We start from the raw sequence: 25,874 nt of genomic DNA on the forward strand, positions 1-25,874 counted from the left end.
CCCAGGGGCCCTCAGTCGGGCGGCAGCAGGTGCGCGGCCTGGCCGACGACCGGAACGATCAGGGCCGCGAGTCGTCCCGCGGGGCCGTCGACGGTCTCCTGGGGCAGCAGGTCCGCCACCACCGCCGCCGTCTCCTCGTCCGAGGCGGCCGTGATCGTGAGCAGGCCGATCAGATGGTCGACCAGCCAGTCCCGCAGGTCGGAGGGGGCCGGCTGCTTCCCCTCGTCCAGCCAGATCAGGGACGCCGCCTCCACGGCCGCGATCCAGGTGCGCACCATCATCCTCAGGCGTGGCCCGGCGGGTTCCTGTCCCGGGCCGCCGCCCCGGCCCAGATGGAGCAGGATCTGCTCGGCCGCCGACCGGCGCACGCCGTCCACGATCGTGGACGTGCGCGAGGTCTCGGCCACACTGCCGCCGCGCAGCAGGGCGCTGAAGCCGGCGTCGTGCTGGTCGACGAAGCCCAGGTAGCGGTCCAGGACGCGGCAGACCCGCTCGGTGGGCGGGCCGACGGCGGGCTCCGCGAAGCAGAGCGTCAGCTGGTCGGCGGCCGACCCGAGGGCGGCCTCGTACAACTGCTGCCTGCCGCCCGGGAAGTAGCGGTAGACGAGCGGCCGGGAGACGCCGGCCTCGGCCGCCACCTCGTCGATCGACACGTCGTCCGGCGCCCGGTGGGCGAAGAGCGTGAGTGCCGCGCCCAGCAGCTGGGCGCGGCGCTCCTCGACACCGAGCCGTCGGTACGCGCGGGCCGGCGGTACTGCGGGTGCGGACGTCATACCCCGAAGCCTAAGCGCTCCCTCCGGAAGGAGCGGTGGCCTCAGGCCAGCAGTCCCGAGCTCTTCCACAGCCTGCGTCCCACCCCGTTGAGCACGCCGATGTCGTCGAAGAAGTCCGTGAGCCGCTTCGCCCCGGTCTGCATGACCTCCGCGCGGTGGCCGCTCGCCTTCACCTGCGCCACGGCCTCGCGGCGGTCCAGGCCGACGTTCTCGTACACCTGCGGGTTGATGAAGCAGACGGAGAAGACGCGCGCCGCCTCACCGCAGTTGAGCCGGGTCAGCCGGCGCTCCCAGTGCGGTGCCGTCACCATCTGGCGGCGCAGCTCCTCGCGTGCGTAGCGCACGTGGCGGGCCTCCTCGACGACATGGATGCGGGTCACCCCGCGTACGAGCGACTGGACGCGCTCGTCGGGGAAGGTGAGCCGCTGCATCCAGTCCAGGATCTCCTCGCCGAGCAGGGTCGCGGCGAACGAACCGGGAGTGGTGGAGATGGTCTTCAGCACCCGCGCCAGGTTGTGGTAGCGCCGGGGGACCGGATAGCTGGGCGCCCCGCCCCACTCGATCATGCGGGCGAACATCATGGAGTGCCGGCACTCGTCGGCTATCTCGGTCAGGGCGTAGCGGACGTGCTTGCTCGTCACGGACTTGTCGTAGATGTGCCGCACCAGCAGCTGCATCAGGATGATCTCGAACCAGATCCCGAGCGAGGCCAGCGACGCGGCCTCGTGGCGCGCCAGCTCCATCCGCTGCTCCTCGGACATCTTCCGCCACAGCGGGGTGTCGTAGAGGGAGACCAGCTCCGGCGGCCAGAACCACTTGCCGTCCTCGATGCCCGCGTCCCAGTCGAGCTCGGTGTCCGGGTCGAAGGAGTGCTTGGCCGAGGCCTCCAGCAGGCGGGCCGCGACCTGTTCGCGGTCCTTGAGCGGCCCGAGCGCGTCACGCAGCGCCTGGAGGGACTCGTCGGTCACTGTCGTCATGGCTGAAAGCCCTTCGCAGAGGGGTTACCGGCGGTCAAGTTTCCGCTCACGGATTATGAGACTGCTTGTCAGCAAGGCAGTCAATCCCCTGTGCGCGACTTGTTGACCGCGCGTCTACCAGCGTGTGAACCTGCCAACTGACGTCAGCACCACGGAATGCACGATCCTCGCCAGGCGAAGGAGCTGTCCGTGTCGACACACGACCTCTACACCACCCCGCCCCCAGCGCCGACATGGCAGGTTCCTGCCACGGGTGCGGCCCGGTTCAGCTGGGACTACGACGACGGCCGCGAACGCCTCCTCGCCCTCTACCAGAAGGGCAAGGACAAGCAGTGGGACGGCAACAAACGCATCGACTGGAGCCTGGAGGTCGACCCCGCCGACCCGCTCGGCACCCCCGACGAGGCCCTCACCCTGTACGGCACCCCGCACTGGGCGAAGATGACCGAACGGGACCGGGGCGAGCTGCGCAAGCACTACACCTCCTGGCAGTTCAGCCAGTTCCTCCACGGTGAGCAGGGCGCGATGGTCTGCGCCGCCCGGATCGTGGAGTCGGTCCCCGACCTGGACGCGAAGTTCTACTCCGCCACCCAGACCATGGACGAGGCGCGGCACGCCGAGATCTACGGCCGCTTCCTGCACGAGAAGATCGGGATGCTCTACCCGGTCAACGACAACCTCCAGGGGCTGCTCGGCGACACCCTGCGCGACTCCCGCTGGGACATGCCCTACCTCGGCATGCAGGTCCTCATCGAAGGACTCGCGCTCGCCGCCTTCGGCATGATCCGCGACACGACCACCCGGCCGCTCCCCAAACAGATCCTCGCCTACGTCATGCAGGACGAGGCCCGGCACGTGGCCTTCGGGCGGATGGCGCTGCGCGACTACTACAAGCAGCTGAGCGACGCCGAACTGCGCGAGCGCGAGGAGTTCGTCATCGAGGGCTGCTACCTGATGCGCGACCGGCTCAGCGGGGTCGAGGTGCTGGAGAACTTCGGCATCGGCAAGCAGGAGGCCAAGGAGCTCTCCGAGCACTCGGAGTACCTCCAGCTCTTCCGCAAGCTGCTCTTCAGCCGCATCGTGCCCTGCGTGAAGGACATCGGCCTCTGGGGCGAACGGCTCCAGAAGGCCTACGTCGACATGGGCGTCTTCGAGCTGGGGGACTCCAACCTCGACCTGCTGATGGCCCAGGACGAGGAGATCGCCGAGCAACTGGACCGGGACCGCTTCGCGGTGGAGGAGCAGGAGCGGGTCGCGGAGGTCGCGGAGGCGATAGCGGAGGGCGGGACGGAGGGCTGAGCGAGGGCTCAGTTCTCCTCGGGGATCTCGATGGTCCGGCCGTTCTCGTCGACGGTCCGGGTCTCCCAGTACGTGTACCACTTGTCGTCCACGTGCTCGGGAACCTTGCCCTCCGGGTAGCGGGCGTAGCCCTTGGGCGGCTCCTCGCCGTCGGACGCGCACGCGCTGCCGGCGCTCCCCACGGCCAGGACCGGGTATTCGCCGCCCCCGCACACGGCGTCCTGCATGGAGCAGGCGGTGGTGAACAGGGCGACCGTGACACCGGCCAGGGCAAGCCCCAGCGTGCTGCGGCGGGACGGGACGCGGAGTCGGTGGGCCGTGCGCATGATGGGGCTCCCTCTGGTGGGTGGCTGACGGGCCCAGCCTGCCGTGTCCGGAGGGCGAGGGGCGTGAGCACGCGTACTCATATCCGGTGTACGTACGGTGGGGTGCGGGCGGAGGATGGCGGGCATGAACTCCCCTCCCCGGCACGGTGATTCCGCTGCGGCGCGCCGCAGCCTCGAAGCTCTCGCCCTGGGTGACGCGTTCGGGGAGCGGTGGTTCCCGCTCTTCCGGCCGCCCCGGCAGGCGTACGCCGAGGTGCGGGCGCGCCGGACCCCGCACGAGCCCGTGTGGCACTGGACCGACGACACCGCGCTGGCGCTCGCCCTTCACCGGGTGCTGGACGAGTGCGGACACGTCGAACAGGACCGGCTCGCCCTGTACTTCGCCCTCGCCTTCGACGCGGACCAGGCCCGGGGGTACGGGCACGGCATGCACATCCTGCTCCCGGAGCTGCTGACCTCGCCGGCCGACTGGCGCACGCTGGCGCCCGGGCTCTTCGATGGCGGCAGCCTCGGCAACGGCGCGGCGATGCGCGTGGCACCCCTCGGCGCCCGCTTCCACACGGACCTCGGACTCGCCGCCGAACAGGCCGTGCTCTCGGCGGTCGTCACCCACGCCCACCCGGAGGGCGTCGCCGGCGCGGTGGCGGTCGCGGTGGCCGCCGCCCTCTCCGTGCGCGGCGGGTTCACCCTGGAGGCGGTCGCCGGGCGCACCCCCGAGGGGCTTGTACGGGAGGGCCTGCTCCGCGCGGCGGAGGTGCCGTTCGCCACCGAGCCGTGGAAGGCGGCCGACCTCCTGGGCAACGGGAGCCGGATCAGGGCCGACGACACGGTGCCGTTCGCCCTGTGGACCGCCGCCCGGCACCCCGCCGACCTGGAAGGGGCCCTGTGGGCGACGGCGGAGGGCTTCGGCGACGTCGACACCACCTGCGCCATCACGGCCGGCGTCGTCGGTGCGGCCACCGGGGTGGAGGGCGCCCCCGCCGAGTGGCGTCTGCGGCGCGAACCCCTGGGCTGAGGGTCAGCCGGGCGGGCGCGGCGGCCCCGGTGGCGGCAGGACGCGTTCCACCGCGCACGCGATGCCCAGCAGCCCCGCGTCCGTCCCCCGGCCGGTCACCAGCTGGAGACCGGCCGGGCAGCCGTCCGGGGTGAAACCGGCCGGCACGCTCGCCGCCGGGTGGCCGCTCAGGTTGAACACCCAGGTCAGCGCCGTGGAGTACACATCCCCAGGGCCCTCGTGCCCGTGCGGCGGGTTGGGTGTCACCGGCGTGAGCAACAGGGGCGTACGGGCGAAGAAGGCGTCGAGGGCGGCGTCGTTCGCGGCACGGAGCGCCCGGGTGGCGGAGGTCGGGCAGCCCCCGCGCACCGCCGTCCACGCCGAAGCCGGGTCGAGCAGTGCGAGGGGGCGCGGGACCAGGCGGATCACTCCGGCCGCCGCCAGTCGCTCGACCGCGGCGCGCGTCACCTCGGCCACCTCGGGCCGCACGGACGCGTAGCCCAGGTCCGGGCTGTGGACGGCCGGGACGGGCAGTCGGGCCGGCCGGGGCGCGTACCCGTCCAGCACATGGCGCAGATACGTCTCCGCCCGTGCCGCCGAGCTCGCCAGCACACCGGGGGAGGCGAGGCCCGTACGGTCGGGGGAGGGGAGCAGGCCCGCGGTCGTCCGCAGGCCGAACACCCCGCACCACGCCGCCGGGATCCGCACCGACCCGGCCCCGTCGCTGCCCGTCGCCAGCTCCACCATGCCGGCCGCGACCGCCACGGCCGAGCCCGCCGACGAGCCGCCCGGAGTGCGGTCCGCGCGCCAGGGGTTGACCGTACGGCCGTGGGCGCCCTGCCCCCAGGTCTGCCAGGCGGTGCCGGGCCCGGGGACGGACGTGGTGCCGACCGGGACGGCGCCGGCCGCGACCAGGCGGCGGGCCGCGTACGAGCGGAGGCCCGCAGGGCCCTTCACCGCGAACGGCAGCCCGGCGAGCGGCAGTCCCCGGGCGGCGCGCTCCCCGGCGAGCGCCTCCTCGTGCAGGACCTCCGTGAACGCGTGCAGCGCCGGGTCCCGTTCGCCGATCCGGGCCAGCGCCGCCGCCACCTCCGACGTCATGACGTCAGTCTCCACCCTCCAGCGCCGCCTCCATCACCGCCCGGGCGATCGGAGCCGCGTTGCCGCCGCCGCTGACGTCGGCCCGGTCGGCCTCCGCGTCCTCCACGACCACCGCGACGGCGACCGCCGGGCGGCCGGAGTCCGGTGCCTGCGCCCAGGCGATGAACCAGGCGTACGGCGTACCGGAGTTGTCGACCCCGTGCTGGGCGGTGCCCGTCTTGCCGCCGACCGTCACACCGTCGATCGCCGCGTTCGCGCCGGTGCCGTGCTCCACGACGTCGACCATCATCCGCTGGAGCTGCTGCGCCGTCGCCGGGTTCATCGCCCGGTGGTACGAGTCCGAGCCCTGCTGCCGGACCGTGTCGCCGTCGTGCGTGGTCACCCGGTCCACCAGGTACGGGCGCCTGAGATCGCCCCCGTTCGCCACCGCCGAGGCCACCATCGCCATCTGGAGCGGGGTCGCCGTCGTGTCGAACTGGCCGATCGAGGACTGGGCCAGCTGGTCGTCGCTCATGTCCGAGTCGAAATTGCTGCGGGCCACCCGGGACGGGATCCTCAGGCCGTCGTCGTTGAAGCCGAACCTGCCCACCGCGTCCAGCATCCCGTCCAGCCCCACCTCGACGCCGAGATGGGCCATCACCGTGTTGCAGGAGACCCGGATCGCCTCCGCCAGGGAGGCCTTCCGGCAGCCGCGCGCCTCGTCGGGCAGCGTGGTCGAGGTCCCGGGCAGGACGTACGGGGACGGGGTGTCCGTCGCCGCGTCCGGATCGGTGACCACCCGGGCGTCCAGCGCCGCCGCCGCCGTCACGATCTTGAAGGCCGAACCGGGCGGATAGGTCTGCCGGATGGCCCGGTTGAGCATCGGCCGGCTCTGCGCGCGGTTGAGCCGCGTCCACGCGTCGGTCACGGCGGAACCGGTGCCGGAGAGGACCTCGGGGTCGTACGAGGGGGAGGAGACCAGCGCCAGGATCCGGCCGCTCGCCGGGTCGAGCGCGGCGACCGCGCCGCGCCGGCCCTCCAGCCCCTCGTACGCCGCGCGCTGCATCGCGTCGTCGATGGTGGTGACGACGTTCCCGCCCGGCTGCCGGCTGCGCGTGATGTCCCCCCACAGCGGCAGCGGGGCCAGGATCGGGTCGGTGCCGGAGAGGACGCCGTCCTCGGCGTTCTCCAGCAGCGTGGTGCCGTACGTCTGCGAGGCGTAGCCCGTGACCGGCGCGTACAGCGGGCCGTGGCGGTAGGTGCGCTCGTACGCGAGCTGCTCTCCGGTGTCCTCGGAGCCGGTGACGGACTCGTCGCCGACCATGATGTTGCCGCGCGGCTGGTCGTAACGGTCGATGGTGGTGCGGCGGTTGGCCGGGTTCGCGTTCAGCTCGTCGGCCTCGAAGAGCTGGACGCGGGCGGCGTTCGCCAGCAGGGCGAGGAGCAGCAGCAGACAGAATCCGGCGGCGTGCCGGATGTAGCGGATCACGGCCCGTCCCCGGCCCGCTCGGCGACGGTATCGGGGTCGGGGGTGCGGGCCACGTCGCTGACCCGGATCAGCAGCGCCACGATGATCCAGTTGGTGACGACGGACGACCCGCCCTGGGCCAGGAACGGCATCGCCATCCCGGTCAGCGGGATCAGCCCCATCACCCCGCCCGCGATCACGAAGACCTGGAGCGCCAGGATCGAGGCGAGGCCGATCGACAGGAGCCGTCCGAACGGGTCCCGCAGGGCCAGGCCCGCGCGGAATCCGCGGGCCACCAGCAGGGCGTACAGCAGGAAGATCGCGGTGAGCCCGGCCAGGCCGAGCTCCTCGCCCGCGGTCGCCAGGATGAAGTCGGACTTGGCGGCGAAGCCGATGAGGATGGAGTGGCCCAGCCCGAGGCCGGTGCCGAGCATGCCGCCCGCGGCGAACGCGAACAGGGACTGCGCGAGCTGGCTGGGCCCCTGTCCCGCCTCGATGGTGGCGTACGGATTCAGCCAGTCCTCCACCCGGCTGTGCACATGGGGTTCGAACGAGCCGACGGCGAAGGCGCCCGCCGCTGCCAGGAGCAGCCCGACGGCGATCCACCCGGTCCTGCCGGTGGCCACGTAGAGCAGGATCACGAAGAGCCCGAAGAAGAGCAGCGAGGTGCCCAGGTCCCGTTCGAGGACGAGGACGCCGACGCTGAGCAGCCAGATCGCCACGATGGGGCCCAGCACCCGGCCGGTGGGGAACTGGAGCTTCCAGATCCTGCGGCCGGTGTACGCGAGGGCGTTGCGGTTCGCCGCGAGGTAGGCGGCGAAGAACACGGCGAGCAGGATCTTGGCGAACTCGCCGGGCTGGAAGGAGAATCCGCCGACCCTGATCCAGATCTTGGCCCCGTTCACCGCGGGGAAGAAGATCGGCACGATCATCAGGACGAGGGCGGCGGCGACCGAGAGGTAGGCGTACCGCTGGAGCACCCGGTGGTCGCGCAGGAACACCACCACCGCGATGAAGAACGCCACCCCGAGCGTGGACCAGATCAGCTGGGTGGTCGCCGCCCGATCGCTCGGGGTCTCCAGGTCGAGCCGGTAGATCAGCACCAGGCCCAGCCCGTTGAGCAGGACGGCGATGGGCAGCAGCAGCGGATCGGCGAACGGGGCGCGGAAGCGGACCGCGAGATGGGCGAGCAGGGCGAGGAGCCCGAGACCGGCGCCGTACCCGGCGACATCGGGGGGCACGGCGTTGTTCCGGGCGAGCCCGACGGCGGCATAGCCGTAGACGGAGATGAGCACGGCCCCGATCAGGAGCGAGAGCTCGACCCCGCGCCGCTTGGGCAGGCGTAGCTCGGGCGGGCGTGCCTCCGCCGTCGTTGCGGTCATGCCCCGCAACGTAGCAAGAGGCGGGTGCTATTTCCCTTATGTCACCCTCGTGGCACTCCCGGCCGGTGCCCCCGGGAGCGGTTCAGCGCTGGTACGGGTTCTGGCCGCCGGGAGGCGCGTAGCCCGGCTGCTGCTGCGCGGCGCCGTACGGATTGCCGTCCTGCCCGCCCTGGGCCTGGGCCAGCAGCTGGTCGGCCTGCTCCTTCGGTATCCGGCGCTCCCCGCCGCAGAAGGTGCACTGCGTCGCGTACTTCGTCGAGAACGGGAACAGCGGCACGAAGAACAGCGTGAACTTGGTGACCCGCTTGCGCAGGGTGTGCGCGGCGGGATTGCCGCACCAGCCGCACACCATCGTGAGGACGGCCAGCTGGTAGAGATAGCCCCGCGTACCGAAAATGATCATGATGAGGTTCCTTTCCCCGTGTCTCCCGGAAGCGCCCGCCGGCAGAGCGCCAGGAGCTTCTCGTCCTCATAAGTGTCGTGACTGCCGTATCCGCCGTCCATCGCGTTGTGACGGCGGACGGAGAGAAGCTCGGCACGCAGCACCTGCGCCGCGTCCGACCCTGCACCAGCGGGCCCCATCCGCGCCAGGCATTCGGCGACCCGGACCCTGACGTGACGGTTCTTCTCCCAGGCGGAGAGGAGCACCGGCACGACCTCCCCGGTCCGCCCGGAGACCTCCCAGAGGGCGATCGCCGCGTCCACCCGGAGCCACAGCTCCTCGTGCTCCAGCAGGGCCCGCAGCCTCGGCGCCACCGCCTCGGCCCGTCCGCCCAGCCCGCCCAGCGCGCTCGCCGCCGCCCGGCAGTCGTGCACCTGCTCCGTCCGCAGCCCCTCGGCCAGCACCGGCAGCACCGCGCCGGCGTCGCCCGTGACCGCCCACAGGGCCTGTGCCGCCTCCGTCGCCGCCGCCGTCCCGGGCCGCAGGATCAGCCGGCGCAGCTCGGGGACGGCGCAGCGGGCGGCCGGCCCGAACGACCCCAGCGCCCGCAGCGCCGCCGTACGCAGCCACTCGCCCCGGTACTCGGGTGCCCCCCGCAGCACCCGCAGCACCTCCGGAGCGGCCTCGCCCGCCCGCAGCGCCGTCAGCCCGGCGAGCAGCGGGCTCGCCCGGTCGTACGCGCTCTCGTCCAGGGCGACCTCGCCGAGCCTGCGCCGCAGCGTCCCCGCGAGGGGGGCCGCCGCGTCACCGAGGCAGCTGATCGCGAACCCCACGTCGTGCGGGACCTCGGGCCGCTCCAGGGCCTGCGCCAGCGCGGGCAGCACCCGGGCGTCACCCAGCCTGGCCAGCGCCTTCACCGCCGAGCCCAGACCGGGCGGCCCGCTGGCCCACTCCTTGACCCACGCCCCGGGATCCGCCGCCACCCGCCCGGCCAGGGCGTCGGCCGCCGGCGCCGCCAGGCCGAACAGCTCCTCCAGCACATGCGAGGCGGCCTCGGCGAGCCGCGGCTCCGGATCGGTGAGTTGGGCGCCCACCAGCCGCACCAGGCCCTCGTACGAACCGCGCCAGGCCCGGATCAGCCCGCCACTCATCCGTACGGCGTCGAGGCGCTGCCAGGGATCCGGGCTGCACAGCTGGTCCGTCAGCAGCGCCGTACGGTCCGCCACCCGGTCGTCCAGGCCGACGTGCAGCGTCCGCAGCAGATCGGCGGCCCACGGGGTGCTGCGCCCCGCGGAGTCCTCAGCCGACAGCTCCCGCAGCTGACCCACCAGCGTCGGCGAGCCGGCCCGGTCTGCCCCGGTGTCGTCGCCGCCCGGAGCCTGCGCGGCGGACGGCTCCGGCCGGCAGGGCCGCGAGCGCAGCTCCCGCAGCAGGCCCGACACCACCCGTACGACATCCCCGGGCAGCGCGTCCGGGGCGCACCGGGCCAGCTGGGCGAGGGCCGCGAGCCGCAGCCCGGGCGGATACGCCTCCGCGGCGAGCCGGCTCAGCCAGTCCGCCGCCCGCCCCGCCAGCGGCCGGTGGCGCAGGGCGATCCGGCCGGCCGCCTCGACGAGCGCGAGCCGCACCTCGTCGTCCGCCTCCGCCGGCAGCCGCTCCCGCAGCAGTTCGAGGACCCGGCCCGGTCGGCCGTGCAGGGTGGCCAGGGCCAGCGGAGCCGCCAGCCGCACCCCCGGGTCCTCGTCCGCGACCAGCTCGAAGAAGACGGCCGACCCCGCGGACACGGCCGCAGCGGCCATCGCGTAGTTCGCCACGCCCTCGATCTCGTCCTCGTCGAGCTCGCTCTCGTCGTCCTCGTCCAGATCGATGCCGCCGATGCTGGTGAGCAGCTCGACTATCCCGCCCCGGTCCCGTATCGCCGGGTCCACGGCCAGCTCGAAGAGGAACGGTATGCACGCGAGCGTGCACGCGTACACATCGCCCTGGTGGTGCACCGCGCCGTACATCCCGTCCAGCGCGCTCTCCCGCTCCGCCGGATCGGCGGAGGCGAGTCCGTACAGGAGCCCCGGCACATCGTCGGCCGGGCCGTAGGCATGCTCCATCGAGGCCCAGTCGACCTCGTCGATCCCCGTGAACACGCCACACCCTCCCCGTGTCTTCCCGCCCCGGACCCGGCCGGAACCGTGCCCGCGAAGCAGCGTCTGCGCAGAGTGTGCACCACGCCTACGACGATCCACCCTCCACTTGCGGCCTTTCCTCGCCGCGCCGGCCCAGGGCTGTGAAGGGCCTGTGCGGGCCCTGTACCCTCCGCCCCCCTCAACCCTTGGGCAGCGGGCGGGCCTCGTCCGGATCGGTCAGCGGGCCGAGGAGATCGCCGTACCGGTCCAGCCGCGCGGCCATGTCCCCGGCGAGGAAGAGAAGGTCGTCCGGCGTCCCGCAGGCCTCGATCTCGTCCCAGGTGACGGGCGCGGAGACGGTCGGGCGGGCCTTCGCCCGCAGGGTGTACGGGGCGGCGGTGGTCTTCGCGGCGGCGTTCTGGCTGAAATCCACGAACACCTTCCCGGGGCGCAGCGCACGCGTCATCCGGTGCACCGCCAGCTCGGGCAGCGCGTCCTGCGCCTGCATCGCCAGCCTCTTCGCGTACGCCGTCACGTCCTCGGAGGGGGTGGGCTCCAGGGCGACGAGCAGATGCAGCCCCTTGGAACCGGAGGTCTTCCCGTACGAGGACAGCCCGTCCGCCGCCAGCCGCTCCCGCAGCCAGAGGGCGACCGCACAGCAGTCGACGACGCTCGCGGGCGGCCCGGGGTCCAGGTCGAACACCATCCGGTCGGCCACGGCCGGGGAGTCCTTCCGCCACTGGTGGGTGTGGAACTCCACCACCAGGTTCGCCGCCCACATCAGCGAGGGCAGGTCCTGGGCGAGCACCTGCCGGGCACCGGGGTCGTCACTGCGGGGGACCGGGGCCGTGCCTACCCAGTCGGGTGTACCGGGCGGCGGATTCTTGGTGAAGAAGCGCAGCCCCTCCGGGCCGTCCGGATACCGGAGGAAGGACAGCGGGCGGTCGCGCAGGTGCGGCAGCATCACGTCCGCCGCGGTGGCCGCGTAGTAGTGCAGCACCTCGCCCTTGGTGGTGCCGGTGGCCGGGTACAGCACCTTGTCGAGATTGCTGAGCGCCAGGCGACGCCCCTCCACCTCTGTGATCGGCGTCATACGATAAGAATCACATGAAATCGGTTGAATGCTGCCGTAGCGGCCGTAAGGGGTGAACGGTGAGGTCCATCTGGAACGGCTCCATCTCGTTCGGTCTGGTCAGCATCCCGGTCAAGCTCATGAACGCCACGGAGAACCACGCGATCTCCTTCCGGCAGATCCACGTCGAGGACGGCGGCCGGATCCGCTACCGCAAGGTCTGTGAGCTGGACGAGGAGGAGGTGCCCGCCTCCGAGACCGTCAAGGCGTACGAGGACGCCGACGGCACGGTGATCCCCGTGACCGACGAGGACCTGGCCTCGCTCCCGCTCCCCACCGCGAAGACGATCGAGATCGAGGGGTTCGTACCGGCCTCGGCGATCGACCCCCTCCAGCTGGACACCGCGTACTACCTCGAGGCCAACGGCGTCCCCGCCGCCAAGCCGTACGCCCTGCTGCGCGAGGCCCTCCGGCGCAGCGGCAAGGTCGCCGTCGCGAAGTACGCGCTGCGCGGCCGGGAACGGCTGGGCATGCTGCGGGTCACCGACGACGTGATCGCGATGCACGCCCTGCTCTGGCCGGACGAGATCCGCGCCCCGGAAGGTGTCGCCCCGGACGCCGACGTCAAGGTCCGCGACGCGGAACTGGACCTGGCGGACGCGCTGATGAACACCCTCGGCGACGCCGACATGGACACGCTCCACGACGACTACCGCGAGGCGGTCGAGGAACTGGTCGCGGCGAAGGCGGCGGGCGAGCCGGTGGCGGAGGAGGAGACGGAGAAGCCCGAGGGCAAGGTGATCGACCTGATGGCGGCGCTGGAGAACAGCGTGCGGGCGGCGAAGGAGTCCCACGGAGAGGACGGCGAGGTCGCGGACGTCCATCCCATCGGGTCCGGCCGGGGCGGGAAGAAGTCCGGGGGCCCGGCCACGAAGCGGGCCGCGTCGAAGAGGACGGCGGAGAAGGGCACGACCGGGAAGAAGGCGGCGGCGAAGAAAACTCCCGCGAAGAAGACCGCCACGAAGGAGGAGGCCGCGCCCAAGGAGGCGACGCCCAAGAAGACGACGGCGAAGAAGACGACGACCGCGAAGAAGACGGCGCCGAAGAAGACATCCGGGGGCACACGGAAGCGCACCTCGGCCTGAGCGGCGACCGATCCGCCTGCGCGTCCGGCCCGCCTGCGCGTCCGGTCCGTCGCCGCGCCCGGTCCGCCTCCGCCTAGTACAGTGCCGAGTGCCGCGACTGGCGCGTGCCCGGCAGGGTGCTCCGTGGAACCGACCACGAGGGAGCGGCACACTCCGGGCGTGCCCGGGGCGTCATCGCCGGAGGGCCGTCCGCCTGGGCAATCCGGGTCCACGTCGCCCCCGTGCGACCGACCCGGGAGGAACCCCGTGGCCGTACAGCCGTCCGATGCCCTTCGTCCTGCTCCGACCCGCCCCGCCCTGGCGGCGGCCGATCCCGAACTCGCCGCGCTGGTGGATGCCGAGGAGCGGCTCCAGGCGGACACGCTGCGCCTGATCCCCAGTGAGAACTACGTGTCCGCCGCCGTGCTGGAGGCGTCAGGCACCGTCCTGCAGAACAAGTACTCCGAGGGCTACCCCGGAAAGCGCTACTACGAGGGCCAGCAGGTCATCGACCAGGTGGAGACCCTCGCCGTCGAGCGGGCCAGGGCGCTGTTCGGGATGGACCACGCCAACGTCCAGCCCTACTCCGGCTCCCCGGCCAACCTCGCCGTCTACATGGCGTTCCTGGAGCCCGGCGACACCGTCCTCGGGATGTCGCTGCCGATGGGCGGGCACCTCACCCACGGCTGGGGCGTCTCCGCCACCGGTACGTGGTTCCGGGGCGTCCGTTACGGCGTGCGGCGCGACACCGGGCGCATCGACCTCGACGAGGTGCGCGACCTGGCGCGTGCCGAGCGGCCCAAGCTGATCTTCTGCGGCGGGACGGCCGTGCCCCGGGTCATCGACTTCGCGGGGTTCGCGGAGATCGCCCGCGAGGTGGGCGCGGTGCTGGTGGCCGACGTCGCGCACATCGCGGGGCTGATCGCCGGCGGCGCGCACCCCTCGCCCGCCCCGTACGCCGATGTCGTGTCCACCACCACCCACAAGACCCTGCGCGGGCCGCGCGGCGCGATGCTGCTGACCCGGGCCGAGCACGCCAGGGCCGTCGACCGCGCCGTCTTCCCCGGTCTCCAGGGCGGCCCGCACAACCAGACCACCGCCGCCATCGCCGTCGCGCTGAAGGAGGCGGCCGGGGCGGACTTCGCGGCGTACGCCCATCAGGTCGTCGCCAATGCCCGTGCGCTGGGCGAGGAGCTGGCCGCACGCGGCTTCGACCTCGTCTCCGGCGGTACGGACAACCATCTGCTGCTCGCCGACCTCACCGGCAAGGGCGTCTCCGGGAAGGTCGCGGCCAAGGCGCTCGACCGGGCCGGGATCGTCGTCAACTACAACACCGTCCCGTACGACCCCCGTAAGCCCTTCGACCCGTCCGGCATCCGCATCGGCACCCCCGCCCTGACGTCCCGGGGGATCCCGTCCTCCGAGATGGCGACGGTCGCGCAGTGGATCGATCTCGTGGTCGAAGCCGCTCGTACAGGTGATGAATCGACCGTTTCCAAGGTGCGCGACGACGTGCGGACCATGATGGACGCCTATCCGGCGCCGGGCCTCCCCCTGGCCTGACCGGGGCGCCGGAGCAGTCCGGGGCACACAGGGCCCGGACTGCTCCGGGAACGCCGTGCTCCCGACTCCGCGCGCCCGCTCTGCGCCCTGTGCGGGGGCCGACCCGCCGTACAGGCTGGGGGAGCAAGGATGCCGGGGGTGTGAACAGAGGGGGCACGATGCAGGATCTCAAGGTCACGTCATGGCAGCTCTTCGGGCACGACCGGCTCTACGTCAATCTGCCGGACGGCACCGCGATCGGCTGGGCGGACCGGGGCAGCGGCACGATCACGGTCCTGCACCCGCGGTACCGCGACGCCGTGGCCGACGCGCTCGCGCGCCAGGTCCCGGACCTGCCGGCGCTCGTCGGCGAGGACGCCCCGGCCGGACACCCGGCCCCGCCCGTGCCGCCGCCGGTCCCGCGGATCCCGCCGATGCGGGGGATGCGCAGGCGGGGCGCCGGTCCGGACACGGCGGCCGTACGGGCTCCGGCGCCGCCGCCGGAGCCGGAACCCGTGCGGGGCCCGGAGCCGGCGCCCGAACCCGTCGCGGCGCCGCAGCGGGCGCCCGGACCGGATCCGGCGACGGGGGCCGTGCCCGATCCGGCATCCGGTGCCGATGTCGATTCCGGTTCCGGTTCCGGTTCTGGTTCTGCCCAGGCTCCGGCTTCTGGTTCCGGGGTCGCTGAGGCTCCGGGTCACGGCCCGGTCCCCGGTTCCGGTTCCGGGTCTGTTTCCGGTGAGGCTCCGGCTTCCGCTGCCGCCCCGGAGGCGGTGCGGCGCGGGCGGCCCGCAGTCCTGCCCGCGCTGACGCCCGGCAGCGACCTGGCGTCGCGACGGCCGGGGACGGGGCTCCGGGAACAGCTCGGTGAGGGCGGCACCGGGGCGCTCGTACGGGCGGCCACCGGGGCGTTGCGGCGGCACAAGGACGGGGACCCCCGGCGCGGCGCCCTCGCGGGCGAGCGGCGGGTCGGAGCCGAGCTCAAGCGGCTGACCCGGCACGGCTGGCGGGTCCTGCACTCCGTGCCCCTGCCGGACGGTGCGGAGATCGGGCACCTGCTGATCGGGCCCGGCGGGGTGTTCGCCGTGAGCACCGACCACCGCCCCGGGGCGTCGGTACGGGTCGCCGACGGCACCCTGCGGCTCGACGAGGGCGACCCGCAGCCGTACGCGCTCGACGGCCGGCCGGACGCCGGCCGGGCGCGGGCGGCGCTGGAGGCGTACTGCGCCTTCGACGTACCCGTGCAGACCGTGGTGGTGTTCACCGGGGTCACCGCGCTCGAGGTGGTCGCCACCCCGGACGGCGTCCGCGTCTGCCGGGAGCGCCAGCTCTCCGCGCTCACCCCGCTGACCGGCGTGTTCACCCTCACCCAGGTGGAGCGGATCTACGACGTCGCACGGAACGCGGAGGCCTGGCTGGACGTATGAGCCCGGGAGGCGGCCGGTAGATTTTCCGGTGCTGCCCGCAGTGCGCTGCGGGCAGCACCGCCGCGCCGACGCCGTGCCGCCGAAGGGAAGACACCGTGAAACTCCGCTGTGCCGTGCTCGACGACTACCAGGCCGTGGCGGCCACCGCCGCCGACTGGTCCGCCGTCGCCGACGACATCGACGTGGTCAGCTTCACCGAGCACTGTGCCACGGAGGACGAACTGGCCGAGCGGCTCGCCGAGTTCGATCTGGTCGTCACGCTCAGGGAGCGCGTGCCGTTCCCCGCGACGCTGATCGAGCGGCTGCCCCGGCTCCGTCTGATCGTCGCCTCCGGCATGCGCAACACATCCATCGACTACGCGGCCGCCGAGCGTCACGGGATCACCGTCTGCGGGACCGCCAGCACGGCCACCCCGCCCGTCGAACTGACCTGGGCGCTGCTGCTCGGGCTGGCGCGCGGGATCGTGACCGAGGCCAACTCCCTGCGCGAGGGCGGGCCCTGGCAGTCCACCGTCGGAGCCGATCTGCACGGACGCAGGCTCGGCATCCTCGGGCTCGGCAAGATCGGCAGCAGGGTCGCCGCGGTCGGCCGTGCCTTCGGCATGGACGTGGTCGCCTGGAGCGAGAACCTCACCCCGGAGCGGGCCGAGGAGGCCGGGGCGGGTTTCGTCGCGTCCAAGGAAGAGCTGCTGGAGACCAGCGACTTCGTCACCGTCCATCTGGTGCTGAGCGAGCGCACGCGTGGGCTGCTGGGCGCGAAGGAACTCGGGCTGATGCGGCCCGGCGCCTATCTGGTCAACACCTCGCGGGCGGCGATCGTCGACCAGGACGCACTGCTCGACGTACTGCGCCGGGGAGCCATCGCGGGTGCGGGCGTCGACGTGTTCGACGTCGAGCCGCTCCCGGCCGGCCACCCGATGCGGGACGCGCCCCGGCTCCTCGCCACGCCCCACCTGGGTTATGTGTCGCAGGCCAACTACGCGGCGTACTACGGGGACGCGGTCGAGGACATCCGCGCCTGGCTCGACGGGGAACCGGTCCGCAGGCTCGGCTGAGATGGTGCCATCGCGGGTGCCGCGTACACCGGCGGTCGCGCGACGTCCGAAGTAGCCTGTGCGCGAGGGCACTTCGGCCCTCCGGACAGGGAGGCGCCGTGTGAGCCTGCTCGACGACGAGACGGCGGCGGGCATGGTCCGGATGCCCGCGGGTGCCGTCGACCTCCGTGACGACCGCCGCGGAGCACAGTGGCAGGAGACCGTCGAGCCCTTCCTGCTCGCCCGCCTTCCCGTCACCCTCGGCCAGTACTGGGCCCTCACGGACACGGCCCCCGATCCGGCCCTGTCCCACGCCCTGCCCGTGACGAACGTCAGCTGGCTCGACGCCGTCGACCTGTGCAACCGCTTCTCCGCCCGCGTCGGACTGGCCCCGGCCTACTCCCGTGACGCGCGCAGCGGCGAGGTGACCCGCGACCCGGCCGCCGACGGCTACCGCCTGCCCACGGAGGCGGAGTGGCAGTACGCGTGCAAGGCGGACACCGACGGCTACCGCTACGGCGAACTCGACGACATCGCCTGGTACGAGGGCAATGCGGGCGGCCGGCTCCACGACGTCGGCGGCCGGTCCCCGAACGCCTGGGGGCTGTACGACATGCTCGGCAACGTCTGGGAGTGGTGCTGGGACCTCTACGACGAGGAGGTCTACGGGGAGTACCGCACCTTCCGGGGCGGCGGCTGGGCAGAACCGGAGCGCGGCTGCGGCGCCACGGTGCGCCGCCGCAGCCACCCCACGTTCGCGATCGACGACCTCGGTTTCCGGATGGCCCGGAGCCTCGGGGGCGAGGACGACGAATAATCGCGCGACTGATCGAAACGGGTGCGGTACGTTCCTGATCACTCGAAGGGGGCGAAGTGACCAAGCTCAACCAGATCATCGCCGTGGAGAAGGGTGTCAAGAGCAAGTCGCTCCAGGACATCACCGCGGCCCACCACAAGGTGCAGAAGCCGGCGCTGCTGGCGGGCATCTCCCGTACGTACCAGCCGAAGGACGAAGAGGGCGAGCAGCTTCCGCCCGAGTCCGCGCGGGTGCAGATCAAGGCCGAGGAGGCGCTGCGTGAGATGTCCGCGTCGCTGACCCGGCTGTTCGACGTGACCGCGACGAAGGACTGGGCGAACTGCTCGGCCCGCGCGGACGTCGTGGTCGACGGACGTACGGTCGTCGGCGAAGTCCCGGTCAGCTACCTGCTCTTCCTGGAGAAGCAGCTCACCGACCTCCACACCTTCGTCAAGAAGCTTCCCGTCCTGGACGCCTCCGAGTCCTGGTCGCTCGACCCCTCGTCGGACCTGTGGAAGACGGACCCGGTCCGCACGATCCGGACGAAGAAGGTCCCGCGCAACCACGTCAAGGCCGAGGCGACCGACAAGCACCCGGCGCAGGTCGACGTGTACTACGAGGACGTGCCCATCGGATACTGGACGACCGTGAAGTTCTCCGGAGCGCTTCCGGCGCGACGGGTGAACGAGCTGCTGGAGCGGGTCGAGAAGCTCCAGCACGCGGTGAAGTTCGCCCGCGAGGAGGCCAACGGCGCCGAGGTCACCGACCGCCGGGTCGGAGACGCGGTGTTCGGCTACCTGTTCGGCTAGACCGGACGCCAGGCGGCATCCCCCAGAACGCCCCCGCGCAAAGCCGTGGGGGTGCGCACCCTGCACGAGGCGGAATTGAGGTCCGCCCCGTGTGACGAGCGCAAGCTGAAACTGACGTTCAGCCTGAAGACGCGGTAACGGTGGAGGTTCGAGTCCTCCCCCCGGCACCACCTGCCGGGGTGGCCCAACATGGCAGAGGCAGCCGCGATCAATCTCAGACTCTCGCTCCAGCTTCAGTATCGCCGCCGATTGCCAGATCGACCGAGTACGGACGAACACCGTTGAATGCTGGTTCGAATCCGGCCTGCGCCTCTCCGCGGCGCGGTAGTTCAAAGGCAGAACGCGACGGTATGACGACTGATCCGCACTCTTAAACGGCGCTGGCAAGCGCAATTGGGTGGCAACCCCAGGGGCCCGGGAGCTGGATACGACTCCCGGGCTCCGCCACGCCCGGGGGCGTGCAGAAACCGGGGCGGCAGGCATGCGACGGCGGCGTGCGGGTGGCTCGCCGGCAGCGGTCCTGCTGAAGCTCTTCATCGGTCCTCTGCCGCGCCTCCTGCTGCTCACGGCCCAGGCTCGTGCGATCGCCCTCACGCCCGGGCTCGTCCGGCGCGGACAGAGGTTTCTGGTTCGCGATGGCTCCGCCCAGATCGAAGACCCTGAAGCCGGGCCGAGGCGTCGGCAAGCAGCCCGGCCCGAACCGGCCCACGCCTGCTGGGAACGACTGGGCCCCGGAGCAAGGTGAGCGCGACGTTGCAGCGTCTTCTCACAAGTGGGGCGATGAGCCACGCACTTGGCGTGCGGCTTCACGGATTGCCTCGGCGTAGGGGGAGTCGAAGGCACGTACCTCCGGAGACAGGTCGCGGAAAGGAACGAGAGCGGCGTGGGACCCGTCCACGGACTGCATCCAGGCGGACCAGGCGTTGTGGACGTCCTCGTCGGTGACCTCTTCCCCCTTGGCCTCCAGAAGTACGGCGTAGATGCGGAACAAGGCATCCGAGTTCGCCGGGGGAGCCGCATCGGAGGGGAGGCAGGAACGAATCAGGTCGGCGAGGGGGTCGAGGTAGGTCACACGGCCAGTGTGCCCGCAAACAGGAGCAGGTGCGCCATGACGAACACCAGCGGTACGACGCGCTCGGAGGCCCCCAACTCCGCGTAGCGTTTGCGCCATCCCACGACCGGATCGCTTCTCAGGGCCTCCCACTCGTCGGAGAAGATCTTGACCTCGAGGCGTTCCTCGATCTTGTTGATGCCCTTGAACTTCGCGGTGTTGAGGTCTCGGTAGCTGCGGAGCTGTAACCACCACGTGGCCGACAGGGTGACCCCGGCCAGGGCCACGGCGAGTGCCGCCCACCACGGGGACTCGGCGAGTTCCTGGAATCCGAATCCCACGAGGGCGACAAAGGCGGTCTGCACGGACAGGAAGTACGCGTTGGCGGTCCCGCGGCGCGCGGAGACGCGGTCCGCCATCTCCACGGCGAGCTTGTAGAGCTCCAGGACCTCGGTACGCGTGCTCGGATCAGGAGGAGGCGTCATCGCGCGCCTCCGGTGAGCACGATGAAGTCGTGCTGCTGGACCGGGAGTTCTTCCGGGGCTGTGCGGGTATTGGAATCCGACGAACTCGTACGCTGGCATCGGGGCTCCCGCTACTCCACGTGGAGGAATCTGCGCGCATCGTAGGCCAAGACGGCCGGCGACGTCAGCAGGCATCGGAACTCGTCGGAGCTCGTCCGTCAGCCGAAGCGACGGCCGGTCCTTTCTTCACATGCGGCCAGCTGGTCGAAGGCCGGCCGCAACCCACGGGTGAGCTGGGTGAAGAGATTCCGCCAAGGGACTTCGTGGAGGGGAGTCCGGGTGAGTACGGGGCTCCAGTCCGCGGAGAAGTGCATGAGTCCGGCCACCGGATTGGCCTCGGGTTTCTCATACGGGTAATCAGGAAGAGATGGCGGGATCTTGCTCTTCCATGTCTTGTTTCTTTCGGAGTCCGGCAGGGTGTGCAGGACCCTCTCGACCTGCTCACGGATCGTCTCGTACTCCTTCTTGCCCATGGCTCCAGGCATCATCAGGAGAAGGCGCTGGGGCGGGAGGACGCGGAGGGCTTCGGAGAGCTCCCACACCGTGCCGGCGCCCGAGCCCAGGTTGAGGGCGACCAGACTGGCCTGTTCCATGAGTTCCCTCACCGGCTGCTTCCAGGATTCCTTCGGCAGGTACATGCGTACCGCTCCCGCGAAAGGAAGGACTTCTCCAGGGGCGCCGATGGCGACCAACTGGCCGACGGGGCGCATGGCGTCCGCGATGTGCTCCTCCTCGTCGCGACTGGACGTGATCAGGCCGACAGTGCCACCTGAGGGGTCCGGAGCGGAGAGTGCACCGCGTGGCGTGATCTGCTCCTTCAGTGCGGCGCGCTCCTTGTCGTCCTCGAACGACCTCAGGTAGAGAACGTAGGCGCCGGGGCGGATGAACTTCGTCTCGGAAACAACCATGCCCATATGTCTGCGGCCGATCAGGAACAGCTTTCTGCTCCTGTTGAAGACGGCCACACCGGCCGTTGCCGACGTGAAGAACAGGCCTGTCCACGTCGTGACCGGTGTGGTCAGTACGTGGTGGAAACACCAGAAAGATATGCCGAGAGGTCCCAGGGTGCACGGCCAGGCGGCCAGCCACAGTCCTAACCCCAGGACGGGGGACTGGCCGGACTGGACGGCCATGAAGGGAACATTTCGATTCCCGTCCCGTGACAGATCCAGGAATGGTATGTGGGGGCGACGGAAAGCGAACAAGTCATGCCAGTACTGCTTCTTCCCGTAGGGAATGGCCCAGAAGATCCCCGCTGCGGCCAGCGGGATCGCCAGGACCGCCGACCATGAGTCCGTCGGATCGTCCCCCGGGAGGGTGAGGAAGCGGTAGGCCAGGAAAGCGAACAGGGCAGGCACCAGGGTCTGCAGAAGCGCGCCGATTGTCTGACGCCGGGTTTTCTCGTACGCGGAGAAGGCGAAAAACAGAACAGTGCCCAGCAGTGTGCCGGAAAGATAAGTGAGGGATACCCCGGAGAGCGCGAGGACGGTGATCGTGGGATATCGCAGGTTGTGCACGCTTCGAGGGAGTATGAATTCGCTTGCGCAAGCTGTCAGGAATCCCAGGAAGTACCACAGGGCAGATGCGGGAATCGCATCGGCGAGATCGATTCCGCCCGCCCCGGCGATGATCGCGCAGTCACAGGTGATCATTTCCCCCCTCCCGTCACGAATCCACTGCTGCGGCAGGAGCTCGCCCCGTGCGCACCAGTACCCTGACGTGCCTTTGCGGTACCTCACGTGGAAGAGCACCCGTGAGGACGCATCCTCAGGGCCGCCCGGTTCCGGACGTGAGCGGGAGCCGGTGTCCCTGAGGTGGCGACAGCGGTTCGTGTCGTCGTCAGGCGAGTTCAGCGGGTGGTGGGACCGGGGGGAGCCGGGAGATCGGATCCAAGGCCGGCTTGAGCTCACGCCGAACCAGTCGGCGAATCACCCAGACATGCCTGATCCTCGGCACGGTCGGGGGGAAGCGCGTGAACCGGGGGTGCCACTGACGGTCGAAGGACAGGATTCCTCTGAGGGGGAAGTCCCACCGCAGCCCCTTCGTGAGCGGGGCAGGAGGCGGGATGTCCGGAAGGCGCGGCAGGGGTGGCCAGTCGCCGCCCGTCCCCGCGGACGATCTCGTCGCGTATTCCTCTGCCACACCTTCCTGGAAGGCGTGGTACAGCTCGTCGTCGTAGACGAGCAGGAGCAGGCGGTCGGGTGTGGTGGCGCGTAGGGCTTCGGTGAACTCCCACGCCGTTCCAGGGCCTGGGGCAGCCGTCATGATCACCGCGTGGGCGCCCCGGATCAGCCTGCTCACCGAGTCCTTCCAGTTGTCGACGGGTAGATAGCCGCGCTCCGCCCCGAGGGCCGGCAGGGGCTCGCCAGGTTGTCCGATCGCGACGACCCGGCCGAGGCCGCGAAACTGCCGCACCAGGAATTCCTCGTGCGTCCCCGTGAGTTCGAAGGGGGAGCGGGTGTACCAGCCCGGAATCTCGTCCGGCGGCAACGCCATCACGGGGTCGATGGCGAAGGGCCGCAGGTAGAGCTGATAGCGCTCCCCGGCGAGTTCGTCGAGCGACGTGATGATCCGGTGGCGGTGCTGCCTTCCTCGCTGCAACACGGCGCTGCCGACGACGAAGAGCAGGAACGGTGGGACCACGACCGCGATCGCGATCAGCGGCTCCATCCACGGGGAGAGCTCCGCCTCGGGCACCAGGTCTCCGTACAGCGTGATGCCGACGAAGCCCAGCGGCAGCGCCGGAGCGACCATGGCCCACGCCAGAACGGTCAGCACGCGACCTCGGCGGGGGCTTTGGTGCGCCTGGTGGCCGATGTGCGGCACGGCGGATTCCGTGGCATCGGTGTACGGGGCGGCGGCGGGCGGATCTGCCTCGTCCACCGGCTGTTGGGCCAGAATTTCACATGCCACCATGACGCCGGCGAGGGCGTACATGACGAACCAGGGCCAGGGGATGTCGAAGTGCCCGTCGATACGTGTTTTGGTGACCACGACCAACGCGCCGGCGGTGGTGGCGGTGGCGAGGGTCGTGAGGTGCACAAGAGCCTGGTGCCTGCGCAGGTGTCCACGGACCAGGATCGCCGTCACCAAGCCGAGCAACTCTGCTACGGGGAAGAACAGGATCACGTACGTCGCTATGTCGAGGACGAAAAGCGCCAACCGGAAGAACGAGCTGTCCAGCTCGTCGCGGATCACCGTGTAGGTGAACGATCCGAGGTGCCTGGTCTCCCGCGCATGGCTTTCCACGGCCAACCACAACGCGACGAACGCTGAGACGGCCAGCCCTATCGTGCTCGATCGTTTCGACAACGCGTCGTGCGGGCCGGGCGCCGTCCGGCTGCGGCGGATGTGAAGGGCGGTGACGAGCGCCTGAGCCGATGTGGAGATCACGGCGACCCACATAACGGCACCGGGAACAGGTGACATGCGCATACGCTCGCACGGGATGGTGACCCGGACAGGGGAGTCGGGGAAGTAGGCGTGCTCGCGCGGACAGAAGCAGATCGAGCGCATGACACCACCGCCCACCCCGGCCGGCCGTCACGCCTCCGGGGTGCAAAATGACCAAGGAGCGGGCCGAAGCGCAGAAGCTCGGGCAGGGTGGGAGAGGTAAGTCATGAGCCGGTGGCGACGGGGCTGGTGCCGGGCGGCTGCCGACCGCTGCCTCCCTCGCCCCCGATGAGCGAGCGCCGGTGTGGTGCACAAGGAGAAGACGTGGCGACAGAGACCTTCAGCATCGACAAACGGCCTTTGCAGGGTCTGCTGGGTCAAGTCGAAGCGGGGAAGATCCAGTTGCCCGAGTTCCAGCGCGGCTGGGTCTGGCCCTGGCCGCACATCGCCAGCCTGCTTGCCTCGGTGTCCCTCAACTACCCGATCGGGACCGTGATGCTGCTCAAGGGCGGCGGGGATGTCCGGTTCAAGTACAGGCCGGTCGAGGGGGCCGATCCGAGCGGGCAGGTGCAGCCGGAGTCGCTGATCCTGGACGGCCAGCAGCGGCTCACCTCGCTGTTCCAGTCGCTCGCGATGAACAGCCCGGTGGAGACCCAGGACGAACGCAAGCGCCGGGTGAGCGGCTGGTTCTACGTCGACATGGTCAAGGCGATCGACGAGAACGAGGACCGGGAGGAGGCGATCCGGTTCGTCCCGCCCGCGCGCAAGGTGATCAACTTCCGCGGCGAGGTCCTGGAGGACTACTCGACAAGGGAGTTGGAGTACCAGCACCGCGTCTTCCCGATGCGGAGTCTCTTCGACAACTCATGGGGCGACGGCTTCGCCCGCCACTGCAATTTCGCGCCGGACGCCATGGAACTCTGGTACCGCTTCCGGGACAGCTTCATCAAGTCGTTCGACCTCTACCACTTCCCGGTCATCGAACTCGGCAAGGACACCCCACGTCAGGCGGTCTGTCAGGTCTTCGAGAAGGTCAACACGGGTGGAGTCACCCTCACCGTCTTCGAACTGCTGACGGCGACGTACGCCGCGGACGAGTTCGATCTGCGACGCCACTGGCACGAGTGCCGTTCCGCCTGGGAAGCGTCCGAGTACGCCATCCTGAAAGACGTCTCCAACACCGACTTCCTCCAGGCGGTCACTCTCCTCGCCACTGCCGAGCGGCGGCGCCGGGAGGAAGAGGCCGGCACGGACGAGGAGCGTCTGCCGCGCATCGGGTGCAAGCGCAAGGAGATGCTCGCGCTGGGGCTCGAGGACTACCGGCGGTACGCGCCCGACGTCGTCGCCGGCTTCAAGGCCGCCGCCAAATTCCTGCGCCAGCAGTTCGTCTTCGACACCCGGTTCCTGCCGTACGGCACGCAACTCATCCCCCTCGCGGCGATCTTCGCCCTCGCCGGCAAGGACGCGGAGACCGCGGGCGCACAGGAGAAGCTGGCCCGCTGGTACTGGTGCGGGGTGTTCGGCGAGCTGTACGGCGGCACCACCGAGACCCGGTTCAACCTCGACCTCCCCGACGTCGTCGACTGGATCCGCGGATCCACGCAGGAACCTCGTACGGTCACCCAGGCGCAGTTCGCGGCGAGCCGGCTGCTGACCCTGCGGACCCGCCAGAGCGCCGCCTACAAGGGGATCTACGCACTCCTGCTCAAGGCGGGGGCCGCGGACTGGCGTACGGGGGAGAAGGCGGAGGTGAGCGTCTACTTCGACGAGGCGATGGACATCCATCACATCTTCCCGCAGGCGTGGTGCCAGAAGAACGGACACGAGCGCTCCGTCTACAACTCCATCGTCAACAAGGCTCCCCTGACGGCACGGACCAACCGGATCATCGGCGGCCACGCACCGTCCGACTATCTGCAGCGGCTCGCCAAGGCGGCCGAGACCAGCCCGGAGAGCGTGGAGCGGCGCATCAGGACGCACCTCGCGGACCCCGGGCTGATGCGGGCCGACGACTTCGACGCCTTCTTCGAGAAGCGGCGGAGGGTGCTCCAGGAACACATCGCCACGGCGATGGGCAAGCCGGTGGTCGACGACCACATTCCGGGTCAGCGGCCCGGTGAGGCCATCCAGGCTGCGGAAATCGGGTTCCACGCCGTCCCGGTTTCCGTGGAGTCGTGACTCCCCGATACGTGGCGGAACGCCAAGGATGGGGTGGCCGTCCGTATGCGACGGTATGACGACTGATCCGCTGGGTGGCAACCCCAGGGGCCCGGGAGCTGGATACGACTCCCGGGCCCCGCCACG

The 25,874-nt window shown here is 70.9% G+C and carries 22 protein-coding genes; 9 read left to right on the forward strand and 13 right to left on the reverse strand.

Going from position 1 to position 25,874, the window contains the following annotated elements; translation table 11 throughout:
* Positions 1–11: 11 nt before the first annotated feature.
* Complete coding sequence (locus ACZ607_RS15585; protein WP_469735225.1) at positions 12–773, reverse strand: TetR/AcrR family transcriptional regulator; 762 nt, start codon at positions 771–773, stop codon at positions 12–14.
* 41 nt (positions 774–814) lie between these two features.
* A complete protein-coding gene (locus ACZ607_RS15590; RefSeq protein WP_469735226.1) occupies positions 815–1,750 on the reverse strand; it encodes an AurF N-oxygenase family protein in 936 nt (311 codons plus the stop codon).
* Between the two features lie 189 nt (positions 1,751–1,939).
* Here ACZ607_RS15590 and ACZ607_RS15595 point away from each other — a divergent pair, with 189 nt between their 5' ends.
* Entirely contained in the window at positions 1,940–3,049 is a 1,110-nt protein-coding gene (locus ACZ607_RS15595; protein ID WP_469735227.1) for a ferritin-like domain-containing protein, read from the forward strand.
* Positions 3,050–3,057: 8 nt separating this feature from the next.
* Here ACZ607_RS15595 and ACZ607_RS15600 read toward each other — a convergent pair whose 3' ends face one another.
* Positions 3,058–3,375, reverse strand: a complete 318-nt coding sequence (locus tag ACZ607_RS15600; RefSeq protein ID WP_469735228.1) for an SCO0607 family lipoprotein — start codon at positions 3,373–3,375, stop codon at positions 3,058–3,060.
* 124 nt (positions 3,376–3,499) lie between these two features.
* Here ACZ607_RS15600 and ACZ607_RS15605 point away from each other — a divergent pair, with 124 nt between their 5' ends.
* The gene (locus tag ACZ607_RS15605; protein ID WP_469735229.1) at positions 3,500–4,390 is read left to right on the forward strand and encodes an ADP-ribosylglycohydrolase family protein; all 891 of its coding nucleotides are present in this window, start codon (positions 3,500–3,502) and stop codon (positions 4,388–4,390) included.
* A 3-nt stretch (positions 4,391–4,393) separates the two neighbouring features.
* Here the strand turns inward: ACZ607_RS15605 and ACZ607_RS15610 are convergent, their stop codons facing one another.
* The 6 genes from ACZ607_RS15610 to ligD form a co-directional block, all read right to left on the reverse strand.
* Entirely contained in the window at positions 4,394–5,470 is a 1,077-nt protein-coding gene (locus tag ACZ607_RS15610) for an amidase family protein (protein ID WP_469735230.1), read from the reverse strand.
* A 4-nt stretch (positions 5,471–5,474) separates the two neighbouring features.
* Positions 5,475–6,938, reverse strand: a complete 1,464-nt coding sequence (locus ACZ607_RS15615; protein ID WP_469735231.1) for a peptidoglycan D,D-transpeptidase FtsI family protein — start codon at positions 6,936–6,938, stop codon at positions 5,475–5,477.
* Positions 6,935–8,299, reverse strand: coding sequence for an FtsW/RodA/SpoVE family cell cycle protein (locus ACZ607_RS15620; RefSeq protein ID WP_469735232.1), 1,365 nt, complete (start codon positions 8,297–8,299; stop codon positions 6,935–6,937). The genes ACZ607_RS15615 and ACZ607_RS15620 overlap by 4 nt, the downstream gene beginning before the upstream one ends.
* Positions 8,300–8,381: 82 nt before the next feature.
* Positions 8,382–8,702 (reverse strand): zinc ribbon domain-containing protein, encoded by a 321-nt coding sequence (locus ACZ607_RS15625; RefSeq protein WP_469735233.1) that lies wholly within the window; start codon positions 8,700–8,702, stop codon positions 8,382–8,384.
* Positions 8,699–10,819, reverse strand: coding sequence for a PBS lyase (locus ACZ607_RS15630; protein WP_469735234.1), 2,121 nt, complete (start codon positions 10,817–10,819; stop codon positions 8,699–8,701). The genes ACZ607_RS15625 and ACZ607_RS15630 overlap by 4 nt, the downstream gene beginning before the upstream one ends.
* 178 nt (positions 10,820–10,997) lie before the next feature.
* Positions 10,998–11,891 (reverse strand): non-homologous end-joining DNA ligase, encoded by an 894-nt coding sequence (gene ligD, locus ACZ607_RS15635; protein ID WP_469735235.1) that lies wholly within the window; start codon positions 11,889–11,891, stop codon positions 10,998–11,000.
* A gap of 59 nt (positions 11,892–11,950) precedes the next feature.
* On the opposite strand from ligD, the gene ku reads away from it, so the two are divergent.
* The 6 genes from ku to ACZ607_RS15665 all read left to right on the forward strand — a co-directional run bounded on the left by ku (position 11,951) and on the right by ACZ607_RS15665 (position 18,602).
* Positions 11,951–13,015 carry a non-homologous end joining protein Ku gene (ku, locus tag ACZ607_RS15640; RefSeq protein WP_469735236.1) on the forward strand — a complete coding sequence of 355 codons (1,065 nt, stop codon included), beginning with the start codon at positions 11,951–11,953 and terminating at the stop codon, positions 13,013–13,015.
* 246 nt (positions 13,016–13,261) lie between these two features.
* Positions 13,262–14,557 (forward strand): serine hydroxymethyltransferase, encoded by a 1,296-nt coding sequence (locus tag ACZ607_RS15645; protein ID WP_469735237.1) that lies wholly within the window; start codon positions 13,262–13,264, stop codon positions 14,555–14,557.
* A gap of 158 nt (positions 14,558–14,715) precedes the next feature.
* A complete protein-coding gene (locus ACZ607_RS15650; RefSeq protein ID WP_469735238.1) occupies positions 14,716–15,963 on the forward strand; it encodes a nuclease-related domain-containing protein in 1,248 nt (415 codons plus the stop codon).
* Between the two features lie 95 nt (positions 15,964–16,058).
* Positions 16,059–17,018, forward strand: a complete 960-nt coding sequence (locus ACZ607_RS15655) for a D-2-hydroxyacid dehydrogenase family protein (RefSeq protein ID WP_469735239.1) — start codon at positions 16,059–16,061, stop codon at positions 17,016–17,018.
* A 100-nt stretch (positions 17,019–17,118) separates the two neighbouring features.
* The gene (locus ACZ607_RS15660; protein ID WP_469735240.1) at positions 17,119–17,814 is read left to right on the forward strand and encodes a formylglycine-generating enzyme family protein; all 696 of its coding nucleotides are present in this window, start codon (positions 17,119–17,121) and stop codon (positions 17,812–17,814) included.
* A 56-nt stretch (positions 17,815–17,870) separates the two neighbouring features.
* The gene (locus ACZ607_RS15665) at positions 17,871–18,602 is read left to right on the forward strand and encodes a DUF7873 family protein (protein ID WP_469735241.1); all 732 of its coding nucleotides are present in this window, start codon (positions 17,871–17,873) and stop codon (positions 18,600–18,602) included.
* Between the two features lie 766 nt (positions 18,603–19,368).
* Here the strand turns inward: ACZ607_RS15665 and ACZ607_RS15670 are convergent.
* The 4 genes from ACZ607_RS15670 to ACZ607_RS15685 all read right to left on the reverse strand — a co-directional run bounded on the left by ACZ607_RS15670 (position 19,369) and on the right by ACZ607_RS15685 (position 23,693).
* Complete coding sequence (locus tag ACZ607_RS15670; RefSeq protein ID WP_469735242.1) at positions 19,369–19,674, reverse strand: DUF7701 domain-containing protein; 306 nt, start codon at positions 19,672–19,674, stop codon at positions 19,369–19,371.
* Positions 19,671–20,138 carry a RipA family octameric membrane protein gene (locus ACZ607_RS15675; protein ID WP_469735243.1) on the reverse strand — a complete coding sequence of 156 codons (468 nt, stop codon included), beginning with the start codon at positions 20,136–20,138 and terminating at the stop codon, positions 19,671–19,673. Before ACZ607_RS15675 ends, ACZ607_RS15670 begins: the two co-directional genes overlap by 4 nt.
* A 197-nt stretch (positions 20,139–20,335) precedes the next feature.
* Entirely contained in the window at positions 20,336–21,829 is a 1,494-nt protein-coding gene (locus ACZ607_RS15680) for a hypothetical protein (RefSeq protein WP_469735244.1), read from the reverse strand.
* Positions 21,830–22,016: 187 nt separating this feature from the next.
* Entirely contained in the window at positions 22,017–23,693 is a 1,677-nt protein-coding gene (locus ACZ607_RS15685; RefSeq protein WP_469735245.1) for a hypothetical protein, read from the reverse strand.
* A 201-nt stretch (positions 23,694–23,894) separates the two neighbouring features.
* On the opposite strand from ACZ607_RS15685, the gene ACZ607_RS15690 reads away from it, so the two are divergent.
* Positions 23,895–25,748, forward strand: a complete 1,854-nt coding sequence (locus tag ACZ607_RS15690) for a GmrSD restriction endonuclease domain-containing protein (protein ID WP_469735246.1) — start codon at positions 23,895–23,897, stop codon at positions 25,746–25,748.
* Positions 25,749–25,874: the final 126 nt, after the last annotated feature.

This window comes from Streptomyces sp. NPDC104381, from assembly GCF_055583745.1.